The following is a 21,510-nucleotide window of genomic DNA, read 5'->3' as shown; positions in this document are numbered from 1 at the left end:
GAACACCCGCTTGACGGTGCGCACCCTCTATCGTCAGCCTGACACTTGAGCCTCCGGCCACTCCCCGGCCGGCCGGGGCGCGGCGCAGAAGGACATACGCATGACGGCCACACCCGACCTGGCCCGCCTCCGATCCGACACCCCCGGTCTGCTGCGGTCCGTCTTCCGGCGGCACGCGGCGGGCGTCGCCGTGATCACCGCGAGCGGCCCGTCCGGTCCGGTCGGTTTCACCGCCACCTCCCTCACCTCGGTCTCCGCCGAGCCGCCGCTGCTCTCCTTCGGCGTCGGCACCGGTTCCTCGAGCTGGCCGGTGATCGCCGAGGCCGACCATGTCGGGGTGCACATACTCGGCGAGCACCAGCAGGAGCTGGCCGCCACCTTCGCCCGCAGCGGCGCCGACCGCTTCGGCCCGCCCACCGCCTGGCACACCGGCCCCGAGGGCGTGCCCGTACTGGACGGCGTACTGGCCTGGCTGGTGTGCCGCGTCGCCGGCCGCGTGCCGGCCGGCGACCACCGCATCGTGCTCGCCGAAGTCCTCCTCGGCGACCCCGCCGGCGCCGGCCGGCCCCTCGTCTACCACCAGGGACGCTTCGGCGGGCTGCGCGGCTGACCGCCCTCCGGGCGCTGCTGCGCAGCCGTCGGGTTCCGGTTACGCTGCGTTGCGAAGGTCACAGTTCAAAGCGCTTGCTCAGCGGGCACGAACTGAGTGTACTGACGAGTAATATTTCGGCCGGAGCGCAGGTCGCCCCGGCCGGGATCGGCCGCTTGGGGCGCCTATGCTGCCTGCAAGAGGCAGCAACGGAAATGTCGAGGCAGTAGGAGAGCCGGCGTGAGCTTGAGGATCGTTGTCACCGTGAAGTACGTGCCCGACGCCACCGGCGACCGGCACTTCGCCGATGACCTGACCGTCGACCGTGACGATGTGGACGGTCTGCTCTCCGAGCTGGACGAGTACGCGGTCGAGCAGGCGCTCCAGATCTCCGAGAATTCGGACGACGACGTGGAGATCACCGTTTTGACGGTGGGCCCGGAGGACGCCAAGGACGCGCTGCGCAAGGCGCTGTCGATGGGCGCGGACAAGGCGATCCACGTCGAGGACGACGACCTGCACGGCACCGACGCCATCGGCACCTCGCTGGTGCTGGCCAAGGCGGTCGAGAAGGCCGGCTACGACCTGGTGATCTCCGGTATGGCCTCCACCGACGGCACGATGGGTGTGGTGCCCGCGCTGCTCGCCGAGCGGCTGGGTGTGCCGCAGGTGACGCTGCTGTCCGAGGTCGCCGTGGAGGACGGCACGGTGAAGGGCCGCCGGGACGGCGACGCCGCCTCCGAGCAGCTGGAGGCGTCCCTGCCGGCGGTCGTGTCGGTGACCGACCAGTCCGGCGAGGCCCGTTATCCGTCCTTCAAGGGGATCATGGCGGCCAAGAAGAAGCCGGTGGAGTCCTGGGACCTGTCCGACCTCGACATCGACGAGGACGAGGTCGGCCTGGAGAACGCCTACACGGTGGTGGAGTCGGCGGCCGAGCGCCCCGCGCGCACCGCGGGCACGATCGTCAAGGACGAGGGCGAGGGCGGCAAGCAGCTGGCCGCCTTCCTCGCGGAGCGGAAATTCGTCTGACACAGCCTCGCGGGCCAGAAGTTCATCTGAGCCGCGCACCGCTGACCGCCCCTCACATCTCGCAAGCAGGAGAGAAGAAGTCCCATGGCTGAAGTTCTCGTCTACGTCGACCACGTGGACGGTGCCGTCCGCAAGCCGACCCTTGAGCTGCTCACCCTGGCCCGCCGGGTCGGCGAGCCGGTCGCCGTCGCGCTGGGCAACGGCGCCGCCGACACCGCCGCCGCCCTCGCCGAGCACGGCGCGGTCAAGGTCCTCACCAGTGAGGCCGCCGAGTACGCCGACTACCTGGTGGTCCCGAAGGTGGACGCCCTCCAGGCCGCCGTCGAGCAGGTCTCCCCGGCCGCCGTGCTGGTCCCGTCCTCCGCCGAGGGCAAGGAGATCGCCGCCCGCCTGGCGCTGCGCCTGGGGTCGGGCATCATCACCGACGCGATCGACCTGGAGTCCGGCGCCGAGGGCCCGGTGGCCACCCAGTCGGTGTTCGCCGCCGCGTTCACCACCAAGTCCCGGGTCGCCAAGGGCACCCCGGTGATCACCGTCAAGCCGAACAGCGCCGCCGTGGAGCCCGCCCCGGCCGCCGGCGCGGTCGAGGCCCTGTCGGTGTCCTTCTCCGCCGCCGCGACCGGCACCAAGGTCACCTCGCGCACGCCGCGCGAGTCGACCGGCCGCCCCGAACTGACCGAGGCCGCGATCGTGGTCTCCGGCGGCCGCGGTGTCAACGGCGCGGAGAACTTCGCCATCATCGAGGCGCTGGCCGACTCGCTCGGCGCGGCCGTCGGCGCCTCCCGCGCCGCCGTCGACGCCGGCTGGTACCCGCACACCAACCAGGTCGGCCAGACCGGCAAGAGCGTGTCGCCGCAGCTGTACATCGCCTCCGGCATCTCCGGCGCGATCCAGCACCGGGCGGGCATGCAGACCTCGAAGACCATCGTCGCGGTCAACAAGGACGCCGAGGCCCCGATCTTCGACCTGGTCGACTACGGCGTCGTCGGCGACCTGTTCGACGTCGTCCCGCAGCTCACCGACGAGATCAAGACCCGCAAGGGCTGATCCCGTCGCGACGACGGCCGAGGCCCCCACGACCGCTTCCCGGTCCTGGGGGCCTTGGCCGTCCGCACCCCTCAGCCGAGCGTCAGTGACGCCTGCACCGGCAGATGGTCACTGGGGAACTGACCGTCCCGCGCGAAGGTGTTGATGTCCGCGCGGTGCACCGTGACGCCCGGGGTGACCAGGATCCAGTCGATCCGGTCGCCGCCCGGGGTCAGCGGCTGGTAGCCGTGGAACGTGGCGTACAGCGCGCCGCGCCGGGCCGCCGCGTCCCAGGAGTCGACGAGACCGGCGCCCAGCATGGTGTCGTAGACCGGGTTGCCGTGCGCGGCCACGTTGAAGTCCCCGGTCACCACCAGCGGCAGCGACCCGTCGAGAGCGGCGACGCGCTGCGCGACGAGCGCGGCGGCACGCGCGCGTGCGTTCTGGCTCGCGTTGTCCAGGTGGGTGTTCAGGAAGTAGAACTCCCGGCCGCCGTCGCCCAGATCGCTGAAGCGGACCCAGGTGACCATGCGGATGGAACCGCCGCCCCAGGTGTTCGAACCGATCACGTCCGGCGTGTCGGAGAGCCAGAAGTGGTCGTACTCCAGCGGCGCGAGCCGGCGGGTGTCGTAGTACACGGCCATGAACTCGTCGCGGCTGCCGCCGGCGCGGCCGGTGCCGATCCAGTCGTAGGCCGCGCCGAGGTCGGCCTCGATGTCCCGCACCTGCTGGTACAGGCCCTCCTGGGTACCGATGACGTGCGGGCGCTCGTGGCGCAGCAGCGCGCGGGTCACGGGTCTGCGCACGGTCCAGCTGTTCGGCTCGGTGCCGCTCGCGAAACGCAGGTTGAACGACATGACCTCCAGCCGGCCCGGGTCGCGCTCCAGGGGCGCGGCGGTGGCGGGTGCTGTACTGGCGAGCGGCAGGGCGGCGGTGGTGGCCAGGGCGGTCTTCAGACTCAGACGGCGGGTGAACCGGCCGGGACTGGGCACGGGAGCTCCTTCCGAAGGGGCACGCCGGTGGGCACCACGACCGTGCCAGATGGACGTGAACATGCCGAGAGTGCCGGATGGACCGGTGGGCAAGACGGTGTTGACCGGCGGGAAGATCGCCGGATAACTTCGCTCTACGGATTGCTGATTCCGTACAGCGGAAGTTCTGGCGGGCGGAAACGAGGAGGGTGCTGCATGGGTGGTCAGCTGGAGAAGGTGGCGACGAGCCTCGCGGGCGCGGTCGGCGAGGAGATCAGCGCCTCCCTCGCGCCGGTCGACGCGGAACTGGCCCGCCGCTACCCCGGAGACCCCGGCACCCGCCAGCCCGTGCACACCGTCTACGTCCCCGGCGACGCCTTCGCCGCCGACACGGTACGCGCCTGGGGCGACGCGGCCCTCGCCGCGCTCGACGAACACGCCCCCGACGCCGCCGCCTTCGCCGCCGTCCTCGGCCTGCCGGACGACCTCGCCGAGCCGGTGTACGCGCGGGTGCGGGCCAAACTGGAACGCGAGCCGGTCGAAGACCTCCGGGTCGACTTCGAGGACGGCTACCACGGCCGGGACGAGGACCAGGACGCCGCCCGCGCCGCCCGCCTGATCGCCGAGGCGTGCGCTGGGGGCGGCACGGCCGCCCCGTACCTGGGCATCCGCATGAAGTGCATGGAGGCCGCCGTCCGCGACCGGGGCATCCGCACCCTCGACATCTTCCTCAGCGGTCTGACGGAGGCCGGCGGACTGCCCGACGGGCTGGTCCTCACCCTGCCGAAGGTGACGTACCCGGAGCAGGTCACCGCGATGGTGCGGCTGCTGGAGGCGTTCGAGACGGCGCGCGGTCTGCCGCCCGGCCGGATCGGCTTCGAGATCCAGATCGAGACCAGCCAGGCCGTCCTCGCCGTCGACGGCACCGCGACGGTCGCCCGCATGATCCAGGCCGCCGAGGGCCGCGCCACCGGCCTGCACTACGGCACCTTCGACTACAGCGCCTGCCTCGGCGTCTCCGCCGCCCACCAGGCCAGTGACCACCCGGCCGCCGACCACGCCAAGGCGGTCATGCAGGTCGCCGCCGCGGGCACCGGCGTCCGGGTCTCGGACGGCTCCACCAACGTGCTGCCGGTCGGCCCCACCGCCAAGGTGCACGACGCCTGGCGGCTGCACTACGGACTCACCCGCCGCGCCCTGGCCCGCGCCTACTACCAGGGCTGGGACATGCACCCCGGCCACCTCCCGACCCGTTACGCGGCCGTCTTCGCCTTCTACCGCGAGGGCTTCGAACAGGCCGCGGGCCGCCTCGCCCGCTACGTCAACCAGGCCGGCGGCGACATCATGGACGAGCCCGCCACCGCCAAGGCGCTCAGCGGCTACCTGCTGCGCGGCCTGGACTGCGGCGCCCTCGACATCGGCGAGGTCGCCCGCCTGACCGGACTGACCCGCGCCGACCTGGAGAGCTACGCGGCACCGCGGCGCGGGGACCTGACCGCTTCGGCCCGCTGACGCCCCGCGCGCCGGTCAGTCCGCCGGCGGCAGCTCACCCGAGCCCCGGGTGATCAGACGGGTCGGCAGCTCGATGCGCTCGGGGACGAGCAGGCCCCCGTCCAACTGGCCGAACAGGCGTTCCGCGGCGGTCCGGCCCAGGGCCGCCGCGTCCTGGGCGACCACGGTGAGCCCCGGCCGCAGCAGGTCGGCGAGCTCGATGTCGTCGAAGCCGACCAGGGCGACGCCCCGGGTGTGCCCGGCCAGCACCCGGACCACCGTGACCGACACCCGGTTGTTGCCGGTGAAGATCGCGGTGACCGGGTCCCGGTCCGCGAGCATCTCCTCGGCCGCCCGGCGCACCCGCTCCGGGTCGGTGACGCCCAGGGACATCCAGGAGTCCTTCACGGGTATGCCCGCGTCCTCCATCGCGGCCCGGTAGCCGCGCAGCCGCTCCGCGGCGGTGTGGATGCGGGGCATGTCGCCGATGAAGCCGATCCTGCGGTGGCCGTGCGCGATGAGGTGGGCGACGCCGTCCCGGGCGCCGCCGAAGTTGTCGCACAGCACCACGTCCGCGTCGACGTGCCCGGCCGGCCGGTCCACGAACACCGTGGCCACCCCGGCCTTCAGCTCCGGCTCCAGATACCGGTGGTCGTCCCCGGCCGGGATCACCACCAGCCCGTCCACCCGCCGCGCGCACAGGGCCAGCACCAGTTCCTGCTCCCGTTCCGGGTCCTCCGCGCTGGACCCGTTGATGAGCAGCGCGCCGTGCGAGCGGGCCACCTCCTCCACGGCCCGGCTGAGCGGCCCGTAGAACGGGTCCGCGAGATCCTCCAGGACCAGCCCGACACTGGCGGTGCGGCCCTTGCGGAGCACCCGCGCGCTGTCGTTGCGGCGAAAGCCCAGCGCGTCGATGGCCTCCTGGACCCGGCGCTCGGTCTCCGGGGTCACCCCCGGCTCCCCGTTCACCACCCGGGACACGGTCTTCAGGCCCACACCGGCGCGGGCGGCGACGTCCTTCATGGTCGGACGGTTGCCGTAACGGTTCCCGCTGCTGCGGTGGGCGGGGCGGGCCATGTCGGGCACGATGGGAGATTCCTGTCCTGTTCGTCCACGGGGACCGGATCGCCCATGGGGTGATATGAGGATGTGGCATCGAGCATAGAGCCTGGACAACGTTGTCAGATGGGGTGGACACTGTCCATCGCGAAGAGCGCGACGCGCTCGTGTTGTCGAAGGCTGACGGGGAGAACCGACTCTGATGGACACCGACCTCGTGGCCGCGCTGGACATCGGCGGCACCAAGATCGCCGGTGCGCTGGTGGACGGTGCCGGCCGGATTCTGGTGCGGGCCCAGCGGGCCACCCCCGCGCGGGAGAACGGCGACACCGTGATGGGCGCCGTCGAGGAGGTGCTCGGGGAGCTGACGGCCGCGCCTCTGTGGCCGCGGGCCACGGCGGTCGGCATCGGCAGCGCCGGGCCGGTGGACGCGTCGGCCGGCACGGTGAGTCCGGTCAACGTGCCCGGCTGGCGGGAGTATCCGCTGGTGGCCCGGGTCCGGGCGGCGGCGGGCGGGCTGCCGGTCGAGCTGATCGGGGACGGGGTGGCGATCACCGCCGCCGAGCACTGGCAGGGCGCCGCCCGGGGCCACGACAACGCGCTGTGCATGGTGGTCTCCACGGGGGTCGGCGGCGGTCTGGTCCTGAACGGACGGCTGCACCCCGGTCCCACCGGCAACGCCGGCCACATCGGCCACATCAGCGTGGATCTCGACGGCGACCCCTGCCCGTGCGGTGCGCGCGGCTGTGTGGAGCGCATCGCGAGCGGCCCCAACATCGCGCGGCGCGCCCTGGAGGGCGGCTGGTGTCCCGGGTCCGACGGCGACACCTCCGCCGCCGCGGTGGCCGCCGCGGCCCGGGCCGGCGACCCGGTCGCGGTGGCCTCCTTCGAGCGGGCGGCCCAGGCGCTGGCGGCCGGCATCGCGGCCACCGCGACCCTGGTCGAGATCGACATCGCCGTGATCGGCGGCGGCGTGGGCAAGGCGGGCGAGGTCCTCTTCGCGCCCCTGCGCCGGGCGCTGGCCTCGTACGCCACCCTCTCCTTCGTACGCCGTCTGACGGTGACACCGGCTCAGATGGGCACGGACGCGGGCCTGGTGGGGGCGGCCGCGGCGGCGCTCACGCGGACGCAGGGCGTGACGGCGGCCCGGGTGTGAGGCGGGTCCGGTGCGGGGCCGGCCAGGCCGGGACCGGCCGGCCGGAGGGTAACTCCTGGCCGTCCACGCAGTTGAACCCGGCATGAAGAAGCGCAGCATGCTCGCCCTCGCCTCCCTCGCCACCGGCTTCGTGGTCGCGGCCGTCACCCCCTCGCACGCCGCGGGGGAGCTGCCGGTCGACCTGCGCAAGGCGACGGACGTCCTCAACCACGTCGACATCAGCGAGGACAGCCTGGCCCCGCACGACGACACGCCGAAGGACTGACCGGCCCGCAGCCGGACCGAGCGGCGCCGACGTCCCGGCCGGGGGCGGCGGCGCCGCTTTCGTACGCCCTCAACTGGGGCTGGTTTCCGTGGCAGGGTGGAGCGGGCAAGCCTCAGGGGGCCAACAGAAGAGGGGGACCTGTGACCGTCGTCTGGATCAACGGCGCGTGCGGTGCGGGGAAGACGAGCACCGCACGGGAACTGATCGACCTGATCCCGAACAGCACGCTCTTCGACCCCGAGGTCATCGGCGGAGCGCTCACGCACCTGCTCCCGCCCAAACGCCTCGCCGAGGTCGGCGACTGCCAGGACCTCCCGATCTGGCGGCGTCTCGTCATCGACACGGCGGCGGCGCTGCTCGCCGAGCTGGGCGGGACGCTGGTGGTCCCCATGACCCTGCTGCGCCAGGAGTACCGGGACGAGATCTTCGGCGGCCTCGCCGCCCGCCGGATCGCCGTCCGGCACATCCTGCTGGCCCCGGCCGAAACGATCCTGCGGGAGCGAATATCCCACCGTGAGATCCCCCCGGACCCGCCCGACGGCGAGCTGCGGGTACGGCAGTGGTCGTACGACCCCATGGAGCCCTACCGGGCGGCGCTCGGCGGCTGGCTGATGGCCGACGCCCATCCGGTCGACAACGGCGGTCTCACCCCGGGGGAGACCGCCGCCCGCATAGCCGAGGCGGTCGGCACCGGCACGGCGCCGCTCTGCGACATCGTGCAGACCCCGGAACCCACCGCCGAGACCATCGCCGCCGGGGTCCTGCTCTTCGACGAGCACGACCGGGTGCTGCTGGTCGACCCCACCTACAAGGCGGGCTGGGAGTTCCCGGGCGGCGTCGTCGAACCCGGCGAGGCCCCCGCCCGGGCGGGCGTCCGCGAGGTCGCCGAGGAGACCGGCGTCCACCTCGACGACGTACCGTCCCTGCTGGTCGTCGACTGGGAGCCGCCGCAGCCGCCCGGATACGGGGGGCTCAGACTGCTCTTCGACGGCGGCCGGCTGGCCTCCGCGGACGCCGGGCGGCTGCTGCTGCCCGGGCCCGAACTGCGCGGCTGGCGGTTCGTCAGCGAGGAGGAGGCGGCGGGGCTGCTGCCGCCGGTGCGGTACGCGCGGCTGCGGTGGGCCCTTCGGGCCCGGGAGCGGGGGGCCGCGTTGTATTTGGAGGCGGGGGTGCCGGTGGGGTGAGGCGGGTGCGGCGCGTGGGCTGTCGCCGGGTGCGGACGCGTTGTGGCTGGGCGCGGGGCGGCGCCGCATATCGGCACCGCCTCGCGCCCCTTGGGGACATTGCCCTCCCCAGCAGGAATCAGTTCCCCGCGTAATTCCGGAGGAACAGCGCCTCCGCCACCGACAGGCGTTCCAGTTCGTCCGGGGAGACGCTCTCGTCGACCGCGTGGATGCGGGCCTCCGGTTCGCTCAGGCCGATGAGGAGGATCTCCGCGTCGGGGTAGAGGCCGGCCAGGGTGTTGCACAGCGGGATGGAGCCGCCCTGGCCGGCGTACTGCATCTCCTGGCCCGGGTACGCCACCGCCATCGCGTCCGCCATGGCCTGGTAGGCCGGGCTGCTGGTGTCGGCGCGGAACGGCTGGCCCTGGCCGACCGGTTCGACGGCGACCCGGGCGCCCCACGGCGTGTGCGCCTCCAGGTGGGCCTGGAGCAGCTTGACCGCCTCGGTGGCGTCCGTGCCCGGCGGCACCCTGAGACTCACCAGGGCCCGCGCGCCCGCCTGCACCGAGGGCGTGGCGCCGACGACCGGCGGGCAGTCGATGCCGAGCACCGTGACGGCCGGCCGCGCCCAGATGCGGTCGGCGACCGTGCCGGAGCCGATCAGCTCCACACCGTCCAGCACCTTGGCGTCCGCGCGGAACGCCTTCTGCGGGTACTGGAGCCCGTCCCAGGTGTCGTCGCCGGCCAGCCCGTCGACGGTCGTCGAGCCGTCCTCGGCGCGCAGCGAGTCCAGCGTGCGGATCAGCGCGGCCAGCGCGTCGGGGGCGGCGCCGCCGAACTGCCCGGAGTGCAGGTTGCCTTCGAGGGTGTCGACGGCGACGCGGACCAGGGTCATGCCGCGCAAAGTCGTGGTGACCGTCGGCAGGCCGACCCGGAAGTTGCCCGCGTCGCCGATGACGACCGTGTCGGCCGCGAGCAGCTCCGGGTGTGCTTCGGCGTACCGCTCCAGACCGCCGGTGCCCTGCTCCTCCGAGCCCTCGGCGATCACCTTGACGTGCACCGGCACGCCGCCGTTCGCCTTCAGCGCGCGCAGCGCCAGCAGGTGCATGAGGACGCCGCCCTTGCAGTCGGCGCTGCCCCGTCCGTACCAGCGGCCGTCGCGCTCGGTCAGCTCGAACGGCGGAGTGGTCCAGCCGGCCTCGTCCAGCGGGGGCTGCACGTCGTAGTGGGCGTAGAGCAGGACCGTCTTGGCGCCCTCGGGGCCGGGCAGGTACCCGTACACCGACTGGGTGCCGTCCGGGGTGTCGAGCAGGGCGACGTCCTCGAAACCCTCGGCGCGCAGCGCGCCGGCTATCCATTCGGCGGCGGCCTCGCTCTCGCTCTTCGGGAACTGCTCGAAGTCGGCCACCGACCGGAAGGCCACCAGCTCGGCGAGTTCGGTCCGCGCCCGGGGCAGCAGGGCGGCGACAGTCTCGGCGACCGGATTCGACGACATGGGCACGCTCCTTGTAGGTGCGACGTTGTACTGATGACCACTCGCTGACCGTTCCGTTTTGTGCGGTGTTCGCGGGTGATCGTGTGGTGTGGGCACGCCCAGGTGTGTGCACGGTGTGTGCAGGGCGCATACATTGCCGATCCTCCCACAGTGGCCTGCGGCGATGCCCACCGTAGGATGCGGGGGACAGGTGCGGCATGCGGTTTGATCGGAGCAGTAGACCATCGTGAGCAGCGAGAACTCTTCGGCGGACGACGCGCGTCAGGTGTGGGACGTCGTCGTGGTGGGCGCGGGACCCGCGGGGGCCTCGGCCGCCTACGCGGCGGCGGTCGCGGGACGGCGCGTGCTGTTGCTGGAGAAGGCGGATCTGCCCCGCTACAAGACCTGTGGCGGCGGCATCATCGGACCCTCGCGCGACTCGCTCCCTCCGGGCTTCGAGCTCCCCTTCAAGGACCGCGTGCACGCGGTGACCTTCTCCCACAACGGACGCTTCACCCGCACCCGCCGCTCCAGGCAGATGCTGTTCGGGCTGATCAACCGGCCCGAGTTCGACCAGCAGCTGGTCGAGCACGCGCAGAAGGCGGGCGCCGAACTGCGCACCGGCGTGACGGTGACGCGGGTCGAGCAGCACGGCTCGGCGGTCCCCGACCGGCGTACGGCCGCCGTCGTGCTCCAGGGCGGCGAGACGGTGCTGGCCCGGGCCGTGGTCGGCGCGGACGGCAGTGCCAGCCGGATAGCGGCGCACGTCGGGGTGAAGGTCGACCAGGTGGATCTGGGCCTGGAGGCGGAGATCCCGGTCCCGCAGCCGGTCGCCGAGGACTGGCAGGGCCGGGTGCTCATCGACTGGGGCCCGATGCCGGGCAGTTACGGCTGGGTCTTCCCCAAGGGCGACACGCTCACGGTCGGGGTCATCTCGGCCCGCGGCGAGGGCGCGGCGACCAAGCGCTACCTGGAGGACTTCATCGGGCGCCTCGGCCTCGCCGGCTTCGAGCCGAGCATCTCCTCCGGCCACCTCACCCGTTGCCGCGCCGACGACTCGCCGCTCTCCCGCGGCCGGGTCCTGGTGTGCGGGGACGCGGCGGGGCTGCTGGAGCCGTGGACCCGGGAGGGCATCTCGTTCGCGCTGCGCTCGGGGCGGCTGGCGGGGGAGTGGGCGGTGCGCATCGCCGAGGCGCACGACGCGGTGGACGCCCGCCGCCAGGCCCTGAACTACGCCTTCGCCGTCAAGGCCGGGCTGGGCGTCGAGATGAGCGTCGGCAAGCGGATGCTGGCCGCGTTCGAGCGCCGCCCGGGGATCTTCCACGCGGCCCTGACCGGTTTCCGGCCCGCGTGGAACGCGTTCCGGGACATCACCCGGGGCGCCACGACGCTGGGCGAACTGGTGCGCAACCACCCCGTCGCGCAGCGCGCCCTGAACGTACTGGACCGCAGGCAGGCGGAAGCGGCGGCGCCGGCGACGGACCAGGACCGGGCTCCGGCGGACGAGCCGGTGGCCGCGGACGAGCCGGGCCCGGCCGGTTCCTGAGTGCTACGGCCGGGTGGCCGTGACGCGGAAGACGGGGTGGTCGGGAGCGATCCGGCGCAGCTCGGCGTCGGAGGAGCCCGGGCCGACGCCGCCGAAGAAGATCCCGACCTCCGCCTTCCAGCGTTTGAGGTAGGCCCGCAGCAGCGCGGGCTTGTCGTCGTCAGGGACCTCGGTCGCGATGAACGCCTCCACCTGCCGGCCGAGGCGCAGCTCGCCGCCGCCGACCGCGCGCATGTTGTGCGTCCACTGCACATGGCCGCGCGGTGCGACCAGGTACCGCTGTCCGTCCACGGTGAGCAGGTTGACGGGGGTGGTCCGCCACTGTCCGCTCTTGCGGCCGCGGACCGCCAGCACCCGGGAGCCCCAGACGCTGAGTCCGCGCCGGGTCAGCCAGGCGACGGACCGGTTGAGGACGTTGACGGTGAACCAGCCGGGCTGCTGCACATGCGCGGACACGGGGACCCCCTGGACGAGACGATGGACGGAGAGCGCTGCTCTCGTATGCGAGCACTGCTCTCTATTGCGCTGCGACGAGTATGCACAGGAGTGCCCGGCGAATTCAAGAGCACTGCTCTCTTTTGTGTGCGGTGCTCTCGCTCTGTGGCACACTGAGCCGCATGAGCACCGCACAGGGCGCCCGCGCGCGAGCCAGGACCGAGGTCACGGCGGCCATCAAGACCGAGGCCCGCAGACAGCTCGCCGAGGAGGGCGCCGCCAAGCTGTCGCTGCGCGCCGTGGCCCGCGAACTGGGCCTGGCCTCCTCCGCCCTGTACCGCTACTTCCCGAGCCGCGACGACCTGCTCACCGCCCTCATCATCGACGCCTACGACGCGGTGGGCGAGGCCGCCGAGCAGGCCCGCGACGCGGCGGCCGACGCCGGCCACCGGCGGCGCTGGACCGTGGTCTGCGAGGCGGTCCGGGCCTGGGCGCTGGCGCACCCGCACGAGTACGCCCTGATCTACGGATCGCCGGTGCCCGGCTACACCGCCCCGCAGGACACCGTCCGCGCCGCCGCCCGGGTCGGGTACGTGCTCATCGGCATCCTCCGGGACGGGCACCGGGCGCTCGGCCTGACCCAGCCGGCCCCGCCCGCCGCCGAACTGCGGCCGGAGGCGGAGCGGATGGCCGCCGACCTCGCGCCCGACCTGCCGCCCGGGACGGTGACGGCCCTGGTCGCGGCCTGGGCGCAGCTGTTCGGGCTGGTGAGTTTCGAGGTCTTCGGCCAGTTCAAGGGGGTCGTCGAGGAGCGGCCGGAGTTCTTCCGGCACGCGGCGGCCCGGCTCGCCGACGGGGTGGGGCTGGTGGACGGGGCCGGGGCCGGCTGAACGCCGTACGGGTCCCGGCTCGTTGACCCGGGCCGTGCCGACCGGGCGGGCCCGGTGGTGCCGGCCTACGCGTCGGGACCGGTCCGGCCGGGCCGGACGTCGCGTCCGAAGCGGAGCAGTACGCTCACCACCCGGACCGCGAAGACCACCGCCGCCAGCGTCGTGCCCGCTCCGACCAGTGCGCGGCGCGCCCCGGCCGGCAGTTCGAAGACGTACGCCGGTCCGGCCACCGCGCCGAACAGCACGGCCGCCGCGAACGCCGCGCTGAACAGGGCGTACCCGATCTCGACGGTGATGGCATCGCGCTCGGTCGTGGTGCGCCGTCCCCCGTGGTCAGTCATTCGACGAGTGTCGCCCCGTCCGCCCGGCCGGGCAAGCGGCATCTCACCGCCAGGTGACGGCCGACCTCTCCCGCCACAGTGCGGCCGGTCCGGGGTCGCCGGTCACCGCCGGGAACGGCACCCGGTTCCACAGCGCCAGGTACAGCTCGGCCGCCGGGCCGGCCACCTCGCAGTCGGCGTCCGCCGTGACACCCCGCTCGGTGGCGGGCGGCCGCTCCGACAGCCGTACGGTCCACACGGCGTCCTCGGTGTCGGTTGCCCGGACCCGCAGCACCCGCGGCTGCGCGCTGCGCAGTCGGCTCTTTTCCCGGGCGTGGAAGCCGAGCAGCAGTTCGTCGACGCCGTCCACGGCGAAGTCGGTGCCGACGGAGCTGGGGGCGCCGCCCCGGGCGGACTCCGCGTCGAAGCGGTGCACGGTCGTCTCGTGCGCCTGCCGCCGGGCCCAGAACACCAGGGGGGACGGGGCGGGCAGGAAGTGCCAGCACCGCGCAGTGGGCGCGGCGCCGGCGAGGGTGTCGACCAGGTACCGGTGACCCTCGCGGAACCAGGCGGTCAGCGCGGCGCCGTCCAGGTCCGGCAATCCCCCGTCGGGGTGGTACCCGGTGTGTTCCTCGGCGACGAACGCCGCCGCCCAGCGGTGCACCATGCCGGTGTGCCGTACCAGGTCCCGTACCTGCCAGTCGGGGCAGGTGGGCACCTTCGCGTCACTTCCCGCGGTCTCCGCGGCGGCGGCCAGCAGCTCGCCCTCCCGCTCCAGGGTTCGCACGTACGCGGCAGTCTCCATGGTGGCGAGTCTGCCTGACGAAGCGCGGTGCACGGGAGGGGATTTCCGCGCCGGGCGGTTCAGCCGGCCGCCGCCCGCCGGGTCGTCAGGGAGACCAGTGCCGCCACCGCGGCGAGCACCGCGACGGTGGTCAGCGCCGCCGGCAGGGAGAACCAGTCGGCCATGAAACCGATCGCGGGCGGCCCGAGGAGCATGCCGCCGTAGCCGAGCGTGGAGGCGGTCGCCACGCCGCCGGGCCCGCCCAGCGCCCCGGCCCGCTCCACCATGACCGGGAAGATGTTGGCCAGCCCGAGCCCGGTGACCGCGAAGCCGAACAGCACCGCCCACGCCGACGGGGCGAGCGAGCCGAGCAGCATCCCGGCCGCGGCGACCGCGCCGCCGGCCACCACGGTCGGGGTCCGGCCCAGCCGCTCGAGCAGGGTCGTGCCGGTCAGCCGGCCCACTGTCATGGCCAGTGCGAAACACGAGTAACCCACCGCCGCGAGACCCGGCGAGGCGGCCAGGTCCTGCTCCAGGTGGAGCGCGCCCCAGTCGGCCATGGCGCCCTCCCCGTAGGAACTGCACAGGGCGATCAGCCCGAAGGTGACGACGAGACGGCGGGTACGGGCGTCCGGCTTGCCGCGCGGCGCCTGGTCGCCGCGGGGTGAACGGTCCGGCGGCACGAGCGGTTCGCAGCGCAGCAGGACCCGCCCCGCCGCCAGGGTGACGAGCAGGCCGACGCCGGTGAGGCCGAGCAGGTGCCACAGCGGGGACAGCGACCCGGCGACCAGAGCGCCGAGCCCCGCGCCGACCATGCCGCCGAGGCTGAACGCGGCGTGGAAACTGGGCATGATCGGCCGGCGCAGTACGGCCACCAGATCGACGGCGGCGCTGTTGAAGGCGACGTTGATCCCGCCGTACGCGCTGCCGAACACCAGCAGCACGGCGCCCAGCGCGGGCGCGGAGTGGGTGAGCGGGGGCAGGGCGACGCTGAGGCAGAGCAGGACGGCGCAGACCACGGTGACCGGATGGCTGCCGTAGCGGCGGCAGAGCCGTCCGGTCAGGGTCATGGTGACGACGGCGCCCGCCGACACGCCGAGCAGCGCCAGCCCCAGGGCGCTGGCGGAGGCGCCGGTCTGTTCCTTGATGGCGGGGACGCGCACCACCCAGCCGGCGAAGACGAAGCCGTCCAGGGCGAAGAAGACGGTCAGGGCGATCCGGAGCCGGACGAGCTGGTCGCGGGGGCCCGGCACGGCGTGGTGCGAACGGGTTTTGTTTATCAGCGGCACAAAGTGAGAGTAGGAGCACCCCTCGGACCGGGCAAGGGGCCCACCGCACGTCGCATACGCTCGACACCACGATGAAGAACAACCTGACCCCCCTGGAGCCGAAGGCCGACAAGGCCACGGTCCGACGGCACAACCTCAGTCTGGTCCTGAGGGCCGTGCACGACGCGGGGGAGGCCACCAGAGCCGGTATCGCCACGCACGTCGGACTGACCCGGGCGGCGGTGTCCTCCCTGGTCGAGCAGTTGCTGGAGTACGGCTTCGTCACCGAGTGGGGCAAGACCAGCAGCGGCCAGGTGGGCCGCCCCGGCACCGTCCTGAAGGTGTCCAGGACCGGCCCGGCGGGCCTCGGCGTCGAGATCAACATCGACTTCATCACCGTCTGCGTCGTCGACCTGGCCGGCACCGACCGGGTGCGGCTGGTCGAGCACGTCGACAACCGGGGCGTCCAGCCCTCCGAGGTGCTGGCCCGCGCCGCCCGGCTCGCGGCCCGCGCCATCGGCTCGGCCGCCGAGCAGGACCTCGGCCCGGCCGGCGTCCATGTCGCGCTGCCCGGCCTGGTCACCGGCGGCAGCGTCCGCCAGGCCCCGAACCTCGGCTGGCAGCGGGTAGCCGTCGAGGGCCTGTTCGCGCAGGCGCTGCTCGCCCTGCGCCCCGCCGAGCGCCCCCTGCCGGTCAGCTCCGACAACGAGGCCAACGCCGCCGCCCTGGCCGAGCTGTGGTTCGGCGCCGGCACCGAGGGCGTGCGCAGCTTCCTCTACCTGACCGGCGAGATCGGCATCGGCGGCGCCCTGGTGCTGCGCGGCGAACTGCTGCGCGGCGCGCACGGCTTCGCCGGCGAGATCGGGCACATGGTGGTCGACCCGGACGGCCCGCTGTGCCGCTGCGGGGCGCGCGGCTGCCTGGAGCGGTACGCCGGGCAGGGCGCCCTGCTGGCGGCGGCCGGCCTCGACGCGGACACCGGCGTGCGGGGCGTGGCCGAACTGGGGCGCCGGGCCCGGCGCGGCGAGCCGGAGGCGCTGGCGGCGATCGAGCGGGCCGGCCGGCAGCTCGGCGTGGTGGTGTCCGGCGCGGTCAACCTCTTCGACCCGGAGGCGGTGATGCTCGGCGGCGTCTACCGGGAACTGAGCGACTGGCTGGCCCCCGCCGTCGACCGCGAACTGGCCCGCAGAGTGGTCTCCGGCCTGTGGACCGAGGGCGGCAAGCGGCTGCGCGCCTCCTCGTCGCTGGGCGACGCGGCCCGGGGCGCGGCCGGCGTCATCGTCCGCGAGGTGCTGGCGGACCCGGCGGCGTACGCGGAACGCGGCGGCGGGGCATGAGAAAGGGGCCGCCCGCTTCCGGGCGGCCCCCTCCCCGCGGCTCACCGCCGGTGGGCGGCGATCAGCTCCTGGTAGAACCGGTAGCTGTCCTTCGGCGTGCGCTCCTGCGTCGCGTAGTCGACCCGGACGATCCCGAACCGCTTGTCGTAGCCGTACGCCCACTCGAAGTTGTCCAGCAGCGACCAGACGTAGTAGCCGCGGACGTCCACGCCCGCGTCCATCGCCGCCTTCAGCGCGGTCAGGTGGCCGCGCAGGTACTCCACCCGGTCGGTGTCGTGCACCGCGCCGTCGGCGGCGACCGGGTCGTCCTCCGCCGAGCCGTTCTCGGTGATGTGCACCGGCGGCAGCGCGTCGCCGTACTGCTTCTTCAGCCGCACCAGCAGATCGGTGAAGGACTCCGGCACCACCGGCCAGTTCATCGCGGTGTGCCGCACTCCGGGGAGCGTGACCTCCTCGTACCGGTTGTCGGTCGCCACCCGGACCGCCGGGTCGGGCTCGCGGTGCGGGGCGTCGGCGACCACGATCGGCCGGTAGTAGTTGATGCCGAGGAAGTCCAGCGGCTGGGAGATCAGCGCCAGGTCGCCGTCGCGCCGGAAGTCCGCGCCGGTGATCAGCTCGCCCCAGGTCTCCTCCTCGGTGGCCGGGTAGCGGCCCGCCAGGATCGGCTCGGTCCACACCAGATTGTGCTGGGTGTCCGCGCGGACCACCGCCGCGAGGTCGGCGGGGGAGTCGGTGGCGGGCAGGTTGCGGTCCAGGTTGAGCGTGATGCCGACCTCGCGCACCCCGGCCGCGCGCAGCGCCTGGACCGCCAGACCGTGCCCGACCAGCAGGTGGTGCGCGGCGGCCAGGGCGCCCCGGCCCTCCTTGGCGCCGGGCGCGTGCCGCCCGATGGAGTAGCCGAGGAAGGCACTGCACCACGGCTCGTTCAGCGTGATCCAGCGCGGCACCCGGTCCCCGAGGTGCTCGGCCACCACGGCCGTGTACTCGGCGAACCGCTCCGCCGTCGCCCGCACCCGCCAGCCGCCCCGGTCCTCGAGGGCCTGCGGCAGGTCCCAGTGGTAGAGGGTGGCGGCCGGCTCGATGCCCGCCGCCAGCAGCTCGTCCACCAGCCGCGAGTAGAAGTCCAGCCCCTTGGCGTTCACCGGCCCCGACCCGTCCGGCACGATGCGCGGCCAGGCGATCGAGAAGCGGTACGAGTCCACGCCCAACTCGCGCAGCAGCGCCACGTCCTCGGGGTAGCGGTGGTAGTGGTCGCAGGCCACGTCACCGGTGTCGCCGTTCGCCGTCAAACCGGGGGTGTGGCTGTAGGTGTCCCAGATCGACGGGGAGCGGCCGTCCGCCGTCGCCGCGCCCTCGATCTGGTACGAGGCGGTCGCGGCGCCGAAGACGAAGCCGGACGGGAAGCGAGGGGAGTCACTCATGCGGAAAGGAACCCATTTCCTGTGCGGTGGCGGTCACTTGACGGAACCGCCGGAGATGCCGGCGGCGATGTACTTCTGGGCGAGGACGAGCAGGATCGCCGCCGGGACCGCCGACAGCACGGAGGCGGCCATCACCGAACCCCAGTCGCCGACGTGCGCGCCGATGTACTGGTAGATGCCGAGGGTCACCGGCTTGACCTCGTCGGTGGTGTTCAGGGTGAGCGCGAACATGAAGTCGCTCCACGAGAACAGGAACGCGAACAGCCCGGACGTGATCAGCGAGTTGCGGCTCATCGGCAGCACCACCGTGAGGAACGTCCGCACCGGCCCGGCGCCGTCGATCTGCGCCGCCTCGAGCACCTCGCCGGGGATGGACACCATGAAGGAGCGCATCAGCACGATGGAGAACGGGATGCCCAGCGAGGCGTCCGCCAGCATCAGGCCGAAGTAGGAGTTGACCAGGCCCAGATCGACGTACGAGTTGTAGAGCGCGTTGGCGATGACGATGCCCGGCACCATCTGGGTGATCAGGGTGCCGAAGACGATGGTCTTCGAGCCGCGCAGCCCGAACCGGGCCAGCCCGTAGGCGGCCGGCGCGGCGATCGCCAGGCAGATGACGACCGCGCCGAGCGAGACGGCCAGCGAGGTCAGCAGGTGGCCGCCCTGGTCGGAGACGGCCTTGGAGAACCCGGACAGATCCAGGCTGCCCGGCACCGGGTCGACCTTGAGCAGGCCGGACTCCGGCTGGAGCGCGGTGTTGAGCATCCAGTACAGCGGGAAGAGCATCACGCACAGGATCAGCACACCGGCGACGGTGGAACCCCAGCGGCGCCTCGGTGCCGTGGCGGTGGTCGGCGAGGCCATGGACGTCACTTCCCCTCGGTGCGGTTGGCCCGCAGGTAGAACACCGCGAACACGGCGGAGATCAGGATGAGTACGTTGCCGACGACCGCGCCCGCGCCGAAGTCCAGCTGCACGAAGGAGTTCTGGTAGGTGAGCGTGCCCAGCGTCTGGGTGGCGTCGGCCGGTCCGCCGTCGGTGAGGGCCAGGATCAGGTCGAGGATCTTGACCGTCGACATGAAGCCGAGCACCAGCACGACGGTGACCACCGGCTTGAGCATCGGCAGGGTGACGGACCGGAACGTCCGCCACGCGGAGGCGCCGTCCAGGGCCGCCGCCTCGTGCAGCTCCTTCGGGATCTCCTGGAGACCGCCGTACAGGATCACCATGTTGAACGGGATGCCGATCCAGATGTTGACCAGGATCACGGAGAGCAGCGCCATGTCCGGGCTGGTCAGCCACGGGGTGTGGCCGCTGCCCAGGCCGATCGTGTCCAGGAAGGTGTTCAGTACGCCGGTGTCCTGGTCGAGGATGCGGCGCCACACGACACCGGACACCACCATGGGCACCAGCCACGGCAGCAGGATCAGCGAACGCAGCACGCCGTTCAGCGGGAAGCGGCGGTTGAAGAAGACGGCCAGTGCCAGGCCGATGCAGAACTGGCCGAGCAGCGAGCCGGCCGTGAACACCAGGGTGTGCCACAGGGCCTTGCCGAACAGGGCGTCCTGGAAGACGTTCGACCAGTTGTCGGTGCCGTTGAACGGCGACTCGCCGGTGAAGAACGTCTTCGGCGTGTAGTGCTGGAAGCTCATCACGACGTTGCGGACGAGCGGGTAGCCGAAGAACAGCAGCATGAAGACGACGGCGGGGGCGACGAAGCCCCACTGGGTGAGCCGGCGCCGGCGCCTGAGCCGGTTCGGGTCGGGAGCGGTGGCCGCCTTGGGTTCGCTGGCGGCCGGCGTCGCGGTGACGGTGGAGGTGGTCATGGTCACGTACCTCAGTTCCCGCTCGTGGCCCGCTGCTGGGCGCGCTTGAGGGCGGCCTCGCTGGACTCACCGGTCAGGGCCGACTGGAAGGCGCTCTGCAGGGCGAGCGACACGCTCGACCAGCCGGCGCCGAGCTGGGCGGTACGGGACCGGGCGACGGCCACCTGGTCGGCGAGCGCGTCCAGCTCCGGCACCTTCTCCCGCCACACCGCGGCGGCCTTGGTGTTGGCCGGCACCATCCAGCTGTTGAGCGCGTAGGTCAGCTGCTCCTGCTGGCTGGACAGACAGGCGACGATCTTCCCGGCCGTCTTCTCGCGCTGCTCGTCCCCGGTGTTGGGCACGGTGAGGATCGCGCCGCCGAGCGGACCGACCGAGTCGTCGCCCGCCTTCGGCACCGGGATCTGCGCGATCTCCCAGTGCAGCGACTTGTCCGTGTTGAGGGTCTCCACCTGCCAGGGACCGTTGATCATCATCGCCGCGTTGCCGGCCATGAACTGGTCGTTGACGTCCGCCTGGGTCCAGTTGACCGTCGACTTCGACAGCGAACCGTCCGCCAGCAGCGCCTTCCAGTAGTCCAGCGCCTCGGCGACCTGCGGGCTGTCCAGCTCCTTCTCGTCACCGCCGTTGGACCACATGAACGGCATGAACTGGAAGACGCCGTCCTCCGCGCCGCCCGCGCTGAGCGCCAGCCCGTACCGCTTGCCCTCGGTGAGCTTCTTGGCGGCCGCGCGCAGTTCGTCCCAGGTGGTGGGGACCTTGACGCCGGCCTGGTCGAGCAGGTCCTTGTTGTAGAAGAGAGCGAGGGTGTTCACGGAGCGCGCCGCCCCGTAGTACGTCCCCTTGTAGGAGCCGAAGTTGACGATGCCCTCGGGGATGTCCTGAGTGCTCAGGCCGAGGGACTTGAGGTCGACCAGACCGCCCGCGTCGGCGAACGTGGGCATCTCGGAGGCGTCGAACTGGACGATGTCCGGCAGTGACTTGGACGAGGCCATGCGCAGCGCCTTGGTCATCACCTGGGCGGCGGGGACGCTCTGCTGCTCGATGGTGACGCCCAGCTGCTTGCCGCAGCGGGCCATCGCCTCCGCGTCCCAGCGGTGGTAGGACTCGTCGGTCGAGGAGTTCATCACGGTGTACACATCGGGGTCGCGTTGCTGTCCGCAGCCGCTCAGCGCCGCCCCGGCGACCAGGACGGAGACGGCGGCGAGCGGGACTGCGGCGCTGCGTGAGCGACGGCGCCGGCGAGGTCCGGCGGCCGGAGGGTGTGCTGTCACGGTGGGTGCCCTTGGGTGCGAGGGGGTGCCGGCCCGCCCGCGCGACCACGGTGTCACGGGGCGGATCAAGGGGTGTTCGCGGGCACCGGCGGACCCGCGAACCCGGGGTCAGCGGGCGCCGAGGAGGTGGTCCATGGCGAGTTGGTCGAGGTGTTCGAAGGCCATGCCGCGGGCGGCGGCGGCCTGCGG

The 21,510-nt window shown here is 72.8% G+C and carries 21 protein-coding genes; 10 read left to right on the top strand and 11 right to left on the bottom strand.

All coding sequences use genetic code 11. The annotated features are described in order from the left end of the window. Positions 1 to 100: 100 nt before the first annotated feature. The 3 genes from ACTT8P_RS16130 (at position 101) to ACTT8P_RS16120 (ending at position 2,665) form a co-directional block, all read left to right on the top strand. Positions 101 to 610: a flavin reductase family protein gene (locus tag ACTT8P_RS16130; protein ID WP_442832328.1), complete on the top strand. Its 510-nt coding sequence runs from the start codon at positions 101 to 103 to the stop codon at positions 608 to 610. A gap of 219 nt (positions 611 to 829) precedes the next feature. Beyond that, entirely contained in the window at positions 830 to 1,618 is a 789-nt protein-coding gene (locus ACTT8P_RS16125) for an electron transfer flavoprotein subunit beta/FixA family protein (protein ID WP_442832327.1), read from the top strand. Positions 1,619 to 1,702: 84 nt separating this feature from the next. Next, entirely contained in the window at positions 1,703 to 2,665 is a 963-nt protein-coding gene (locus ACTT8P_RS16120; protein WP_442832326.1) for an electron transfer flavoprotein subunit alpha/FixB family protein, read from the top strand. A gap of 71 nt (positions 2,666 to 2,736) precedes the next feature. Here the strand turns inward: ACTT8P_RS16120 and ACTT8P_RS16115 are convergent, their stop codons facing one another. Then, a complete protein-coding gene (locus ACTT8P_RS16115) occupies positions 2,737 to 3,636 on the bottom strand; it encodes an endonuclease/exonuclease/phosphatase family protein (RefSeq protein WP_442832325.1) in 900 nt (299 codons plus the stop codon). Positions 3,637 to 3,831: 195 nt separating this feature from the next. Between ACTT8P_RS16115 and ACTT8P_RS16110 the strand changes: the two genes are divergently transcribed. Beyond that, positions 3,832 to 5,127, top strand: a complete 1,296-nt coding sequence (locus tag ACTT8P_RS16110) for a DUF6986 family protein (RefSeq protein WP_442832324.1) — start codon at positions 3,832 to 3,834, stop codon at positions 5,125 to 5,127. A gap of 15 nt (positions 5,128 to 5,142) precedes the next feature. Here the strand turns inward: ACTT8P_RS16110 and ACTT8P_RS16105 are convergent, their stop codons facing one another. After that, complete coding sequence (locus ACTT8P_RS16105; RefSeq protein WP_442832373.1) at positions 5,143 to 6,183, bottom strand: LacI family DNA-binding transcriptional regulator; 1,041 nt, start codon at positions 6,181 to 6,183, stop codon at positions 5,143 to 5,145. 184 nt (positions 6,184 to 6,367) lie between these two features. On the opposite strand from ACTT8P_RS16105, the gene ACTT8P_RS16100 reads away from it, so the two are divergent. The 3 genes from ACTT8P_RS16100 (at position 6,368) to ACTT8P_RS16090 (ending at position 8,770) form a co-directional block, all read left to right on the top strand. Next, entirely contained in the window at positions 6,368 to 7,321 is a 954-nt protein-coding gene (locus ACTT8P_RS16100; protein ID WP_442832323.1) for an ROK family protein, read from the top strand. A gap of 82 nt (positions 7,322 to 7,403) precedes the next feature. Further along, entirely contained in the window at positions 7,404 to 7,586 is a 183-nt protein-coding gene (locus tag ACTT8P_RS16095) for a hypothetical protein (RefSeq protein WP_442832322.1), read from the top strand. 140 nt (positions 7,587 to 7,726) lie between these two features. Next, a complete protein-coding gene (locus tag ACTT8P_RS16090) occupies positions 7,727 to 8,770 on the top strand; it encodes an NUDIX hydrolase (RefSeq protein ID WP_442832321.1) in 1,044 nt (347 codons plus the stop codon). 118 nt (positions 8,771 to 8,888) lie between these two features. Here ACTT8P_RS16090 and ACTT8P_RS16085 read toward each other — a convergent pair whose 3' ends face one another. Then, on the bottom strand, positions 8,889 to 10,244 hold the full coding sequence (locus ACTT8P_RS16085; RefSeq protein ID WP_442832320.1) for a dipeptidase: 1,356 nt from the start codon (positions 10,242 to 10,244) through the stop codon (positions 8,889 to 8,891). Positions 10,245 to 10,470: 226 nt separating this feature from the next. On the opposite strand from ACTT8P_RS16085, the gene ACTT8P_RS16080 reads away from it, so the two are divergent. Further along, a complete protein-coding gene (locus ACTT8P_RS16080; RefSeq protein ID WP_442832319.1) occupies positions 10,471 to 11,769 on the top strand; it encodes a geranylgeranyl reductase family protein in 1,299 nt (432 codons plus the stop codon). Between the two features lie 3 nt (positions 11,770 to 11,772). On the opposite strand, the gene ACTT8P_RS16075 is transcribed toward ACTT8P_RS16080, so the two are convergent. Further along, positions 11,773 to 12,225, bottom strand: a complete 453-nt coding sequence (locus ACTT8P_RS16075; protein WP_442832318.1) for a nitroreductase family deazaflavin-dependent oxidoreductase — start codon at positions 12,223 to 12,225, stop codon at positions 11,773 to 11,775. A 161-nt stretch (positions 12,226 to 12,386) separates the two neighbouring features. Here ACTT8P_RS16075 and ACTT8P_RS16070 point away from each other — a divergent pair, with 161 nt between their 5' ends. Beyond that, positions 12,387 to 13,094, top strand: coding sequence for a TetR/AcrR family transcriptional regulator (locus ACTT8P_RS16070; protein ID WP_442832317.1), 708 nt, complete (start codon positions 12,387 to 12,389; stop codon positions 13,092 to 13,094). Between the two features lie 65 nt (positions 13,095 to 13,159). On the opposite strand, the gene ACTT8P_RS16065 is transcribed toward ACTT8P_RS16070, so the two are convergent. The 3 genes from ACTT8P_RS16065 to ACTT8P_RS16055 are packed head-to-tail and all read right to left on the bottom strand — an operon-like array spanning position 13,160 to position 15,451. Further along, on the bottom strand, positions 13,160 to 13,435 hold the full coding sequence (locus tag ACTT8P_RS16065) for a DUF6332 family protein (RefSeq protein ID WP_442832316.1): 276 nt from the start codon (positions 13,433 to 13,435) through the stop codon (positions 13,160 to 13,162). A 43-nt stretch (positions 13,436 to 13,478) separates the two neighbouring features. Continuing rightward, complete coding sequence (locus tag ACTT8P_RS16060; RefSeq protein WP_442832315.1) at positions 13,479 to 14,219, bottom strand: maleylpyruvate isomerase family mycothiol-dependent enzyme; 741 nt, start codon at positions 14,217 to 14,219, stop codon at positions 13,479 to 13,481. Between the two features lie 59 nt (positions 14,220 to 14,278). Further along, positions 14,279 to 15,451: an MFS transporter gene (locus ACTT8P_RS16055; protein ID WP_442832372.1), complete on the bottom strand. Its 1,173-nt coding sequence runs from the start codon at positions 15,449 to 15,451 to the stop codon at positions 14,279 to 14,281. Between the two features lie 107 nt (positions 15,452 to 15,558). Between ACTT8P_RS16055 and ACTT8P_RS16050 the strand changes: the two genes are divergently transcribed. Further along, the gene (locus tag ACTT8P_RS16050) at positions 15,559 to 16,803 is read left to right on the top strand and encodes an ROK family protein (protein WP_442832314.1); all 1,245 of its coding nucleotides are present in this window, start codon (positions 15,559 to 15,561) and stop codon (positions 16,801 to 16,803) included. A gap of 41 nt (positions 16,804 to 16,844) precedes the next feature. Here ACTT8P_RS16050 and ACTT8P_RS16045 read toward each other — a convergent pair whose 3' ends face one another. Genes ACTT8P_RS16045 through ACTT8P_RS16030 form a run of 4 tightly spaced genes read right to left on the bottom strand, consistent with a single transcriptional unit; the run spans position 16,845 to position 21,321 of the window. Beyond that, positions 16,845 to 18,224, bottom strand: a complete 1,380-nt coding sequence (locus ACTT8P_RS16045; RefSeq protein WP_442832313.1) for a GH1 family beta-glucosidase — start codon at positions 18,222 to 18,224, stop codon at positions 16,845 to 16,847. Between the two features lie 33 nt (positions 18,225 to 18,257). After that, the gene (locus ACTT8P_RS16040; protein WP_442832312.1) at positions 18,258 to 19,088 is read right to left on the bottom strand and encodes a carbohydrate ABC transporter permease; all 831 of its coding nucleotides are present in this window, start codon (positions 19,086 to 19,088) and stop codon (positions 18,258 to 18,260) included. Between the two features lie 5 nt (positions 19,089 to 19,093). Then, a complete protein-coding gene (locus tag ACTT8P_RS16035; RefSeq protein WP_442832311.1) occupies positions 19,094 to 20,050 on the bottom strand; it encodes a carbohydrate ABC transporter permease in 957 nt (318 codons plus the stop codon). Between the two features lie 11 nt (positions 20,051 to 20,061). Beyond that, positions 20,062 to 21,321, bottom strand: a complete 1,260-nt coding sequence (locus ACTT8P_RS16030) for an ABC transporter substrate-binding protein (RefSeq protein ID WP_442832310.1) — start codon at positions 21,319 to 21,321, stop codon at positions 20,062 to 20,064. Positions 21,322 to 21,510 lie beyond the last annotated feature (189 nt).

Source organism: Streptomyces sp. JW3 (genome assembly GCF_052216785.1).
Taxonomy (GTDB): Bacteria; Actinomycetota; Actinomycetes; order Streptomycetales; family Streptomycetaceae; genus Streptomyces.
This window is presented reverse-complemented; position numbering and strand designations above follow the sequence as displayed.

What these genes read in the sequence shown, in the direction of transcription:
- ACTT8P_RS16130 (WP_442832328.1), top strand. Translation starts at nt 101, where the DNA reads ATGACGGCCACACCCGACCTGGCCCGCCTCCGATCCGACACCCCCGGT.
- ACTT8P_RS16120 (WP_442832326.1), top strand. Translation starts at nt 1,703, where the DNA reads ATGGCTGAAGTTCTCGTCTACGTCGACCACGTGGACGGTGCCGTCCGC.
- ACTT8P_RS16110 (WP_442832324.1), top strand. Translation starts at nt 3,832, where the DNA reads ATGGGTGGTCAGCTGGAGAAGGTGGCGACGAGCCTCGCGGGCGCGGTC.
- ACTT8P_RS16105 (WP_442832373.1), bottom strand. Translation starts at nt 6,183, where the DNA reads ATGGCCCGCCCCGCCCACCGCAGCAGCGGGAACCGTTACGGCAACCGT.
- ACTT8P_RS16100 (WP_442832323.1), top strand. Translation starts at nt 6,368, where the DNA reads ATGGACACCGACCTCGTGGCCGCGCTGGACATCGGCGGCACCAAGATC.
- ACTT8P_RS16095 (WP_442832322.1), top strand. Translation starts at nt 7,404, where the DNA reads ATGAAGAAGCGCAGCATGCTCGCCCTCGCCTCCCTCGCCACCGGCTTC.
- ACTT8P_RS16085 (WP_442832320.1), bottom strand. Translation starts at nt 10,244, where the DNA reads ATGTCGTCGAATCCGGTCGCCGAGACTGTCGCCGCCCTGCTGCCCCGG.
- ACTT8P_RS16070 (WP_442832317.1), top strand. Translation starts at nt 12,387, where the DNA reads ATGAGCACCGCACAGGGCGCCCGCGCGCGAGCCAGGACCGAGGTCACG.
- ACTT8P_RS16065 (WP_442832316.1), bottom strand. Translation starts at nt 13,435, where the DNA reads ATGACTGACCACGGGGGACGGCGCACCACGACCGAGCGCGATGCCATC.
- ACTT8P_RS16060 (WP_442832315.1), bottom strand. Translation starts at nt 14,219, where the DNA reads ATGGAGACTGCCGCGTACGTGCGAACCCTGGAGCGGGAGGGCGAGCTG.
- ACTT8P_RS16050 (WP_442832314.1), top strand. Translation starts at nt 15,559, where the DNA reads ATGAAGAACAACCTGACCCCCCTGGAGCCGAAGGCCGACAAGGCCACG.
- ACTT8P_RS16045 (WP_442832313.1), bottom strand. Translation starts at nt 18,224, where the DNA reads ATGAGTGACTCCCCTCGCTTCCCGTCCGGCTTCGTCTTCGGCGCCGCG.
- ACTT8P_RS16040 (WP_442832312.1), bottom strand. Translation starts at nt 19,088, where the DNA reads ATGGCCTCGCCGACCACCGCCACGGCACCGAGGCGCCGCTGGGGTTCC.
- ACTT8P_RS16035 (WP_442832311.1), bottom strand. Translation starts at nt 20,050, where the DNA reads ATGACCACCTCCACCGTCACCGCGACGCCGGCCGCCAGCGAACCCAAG.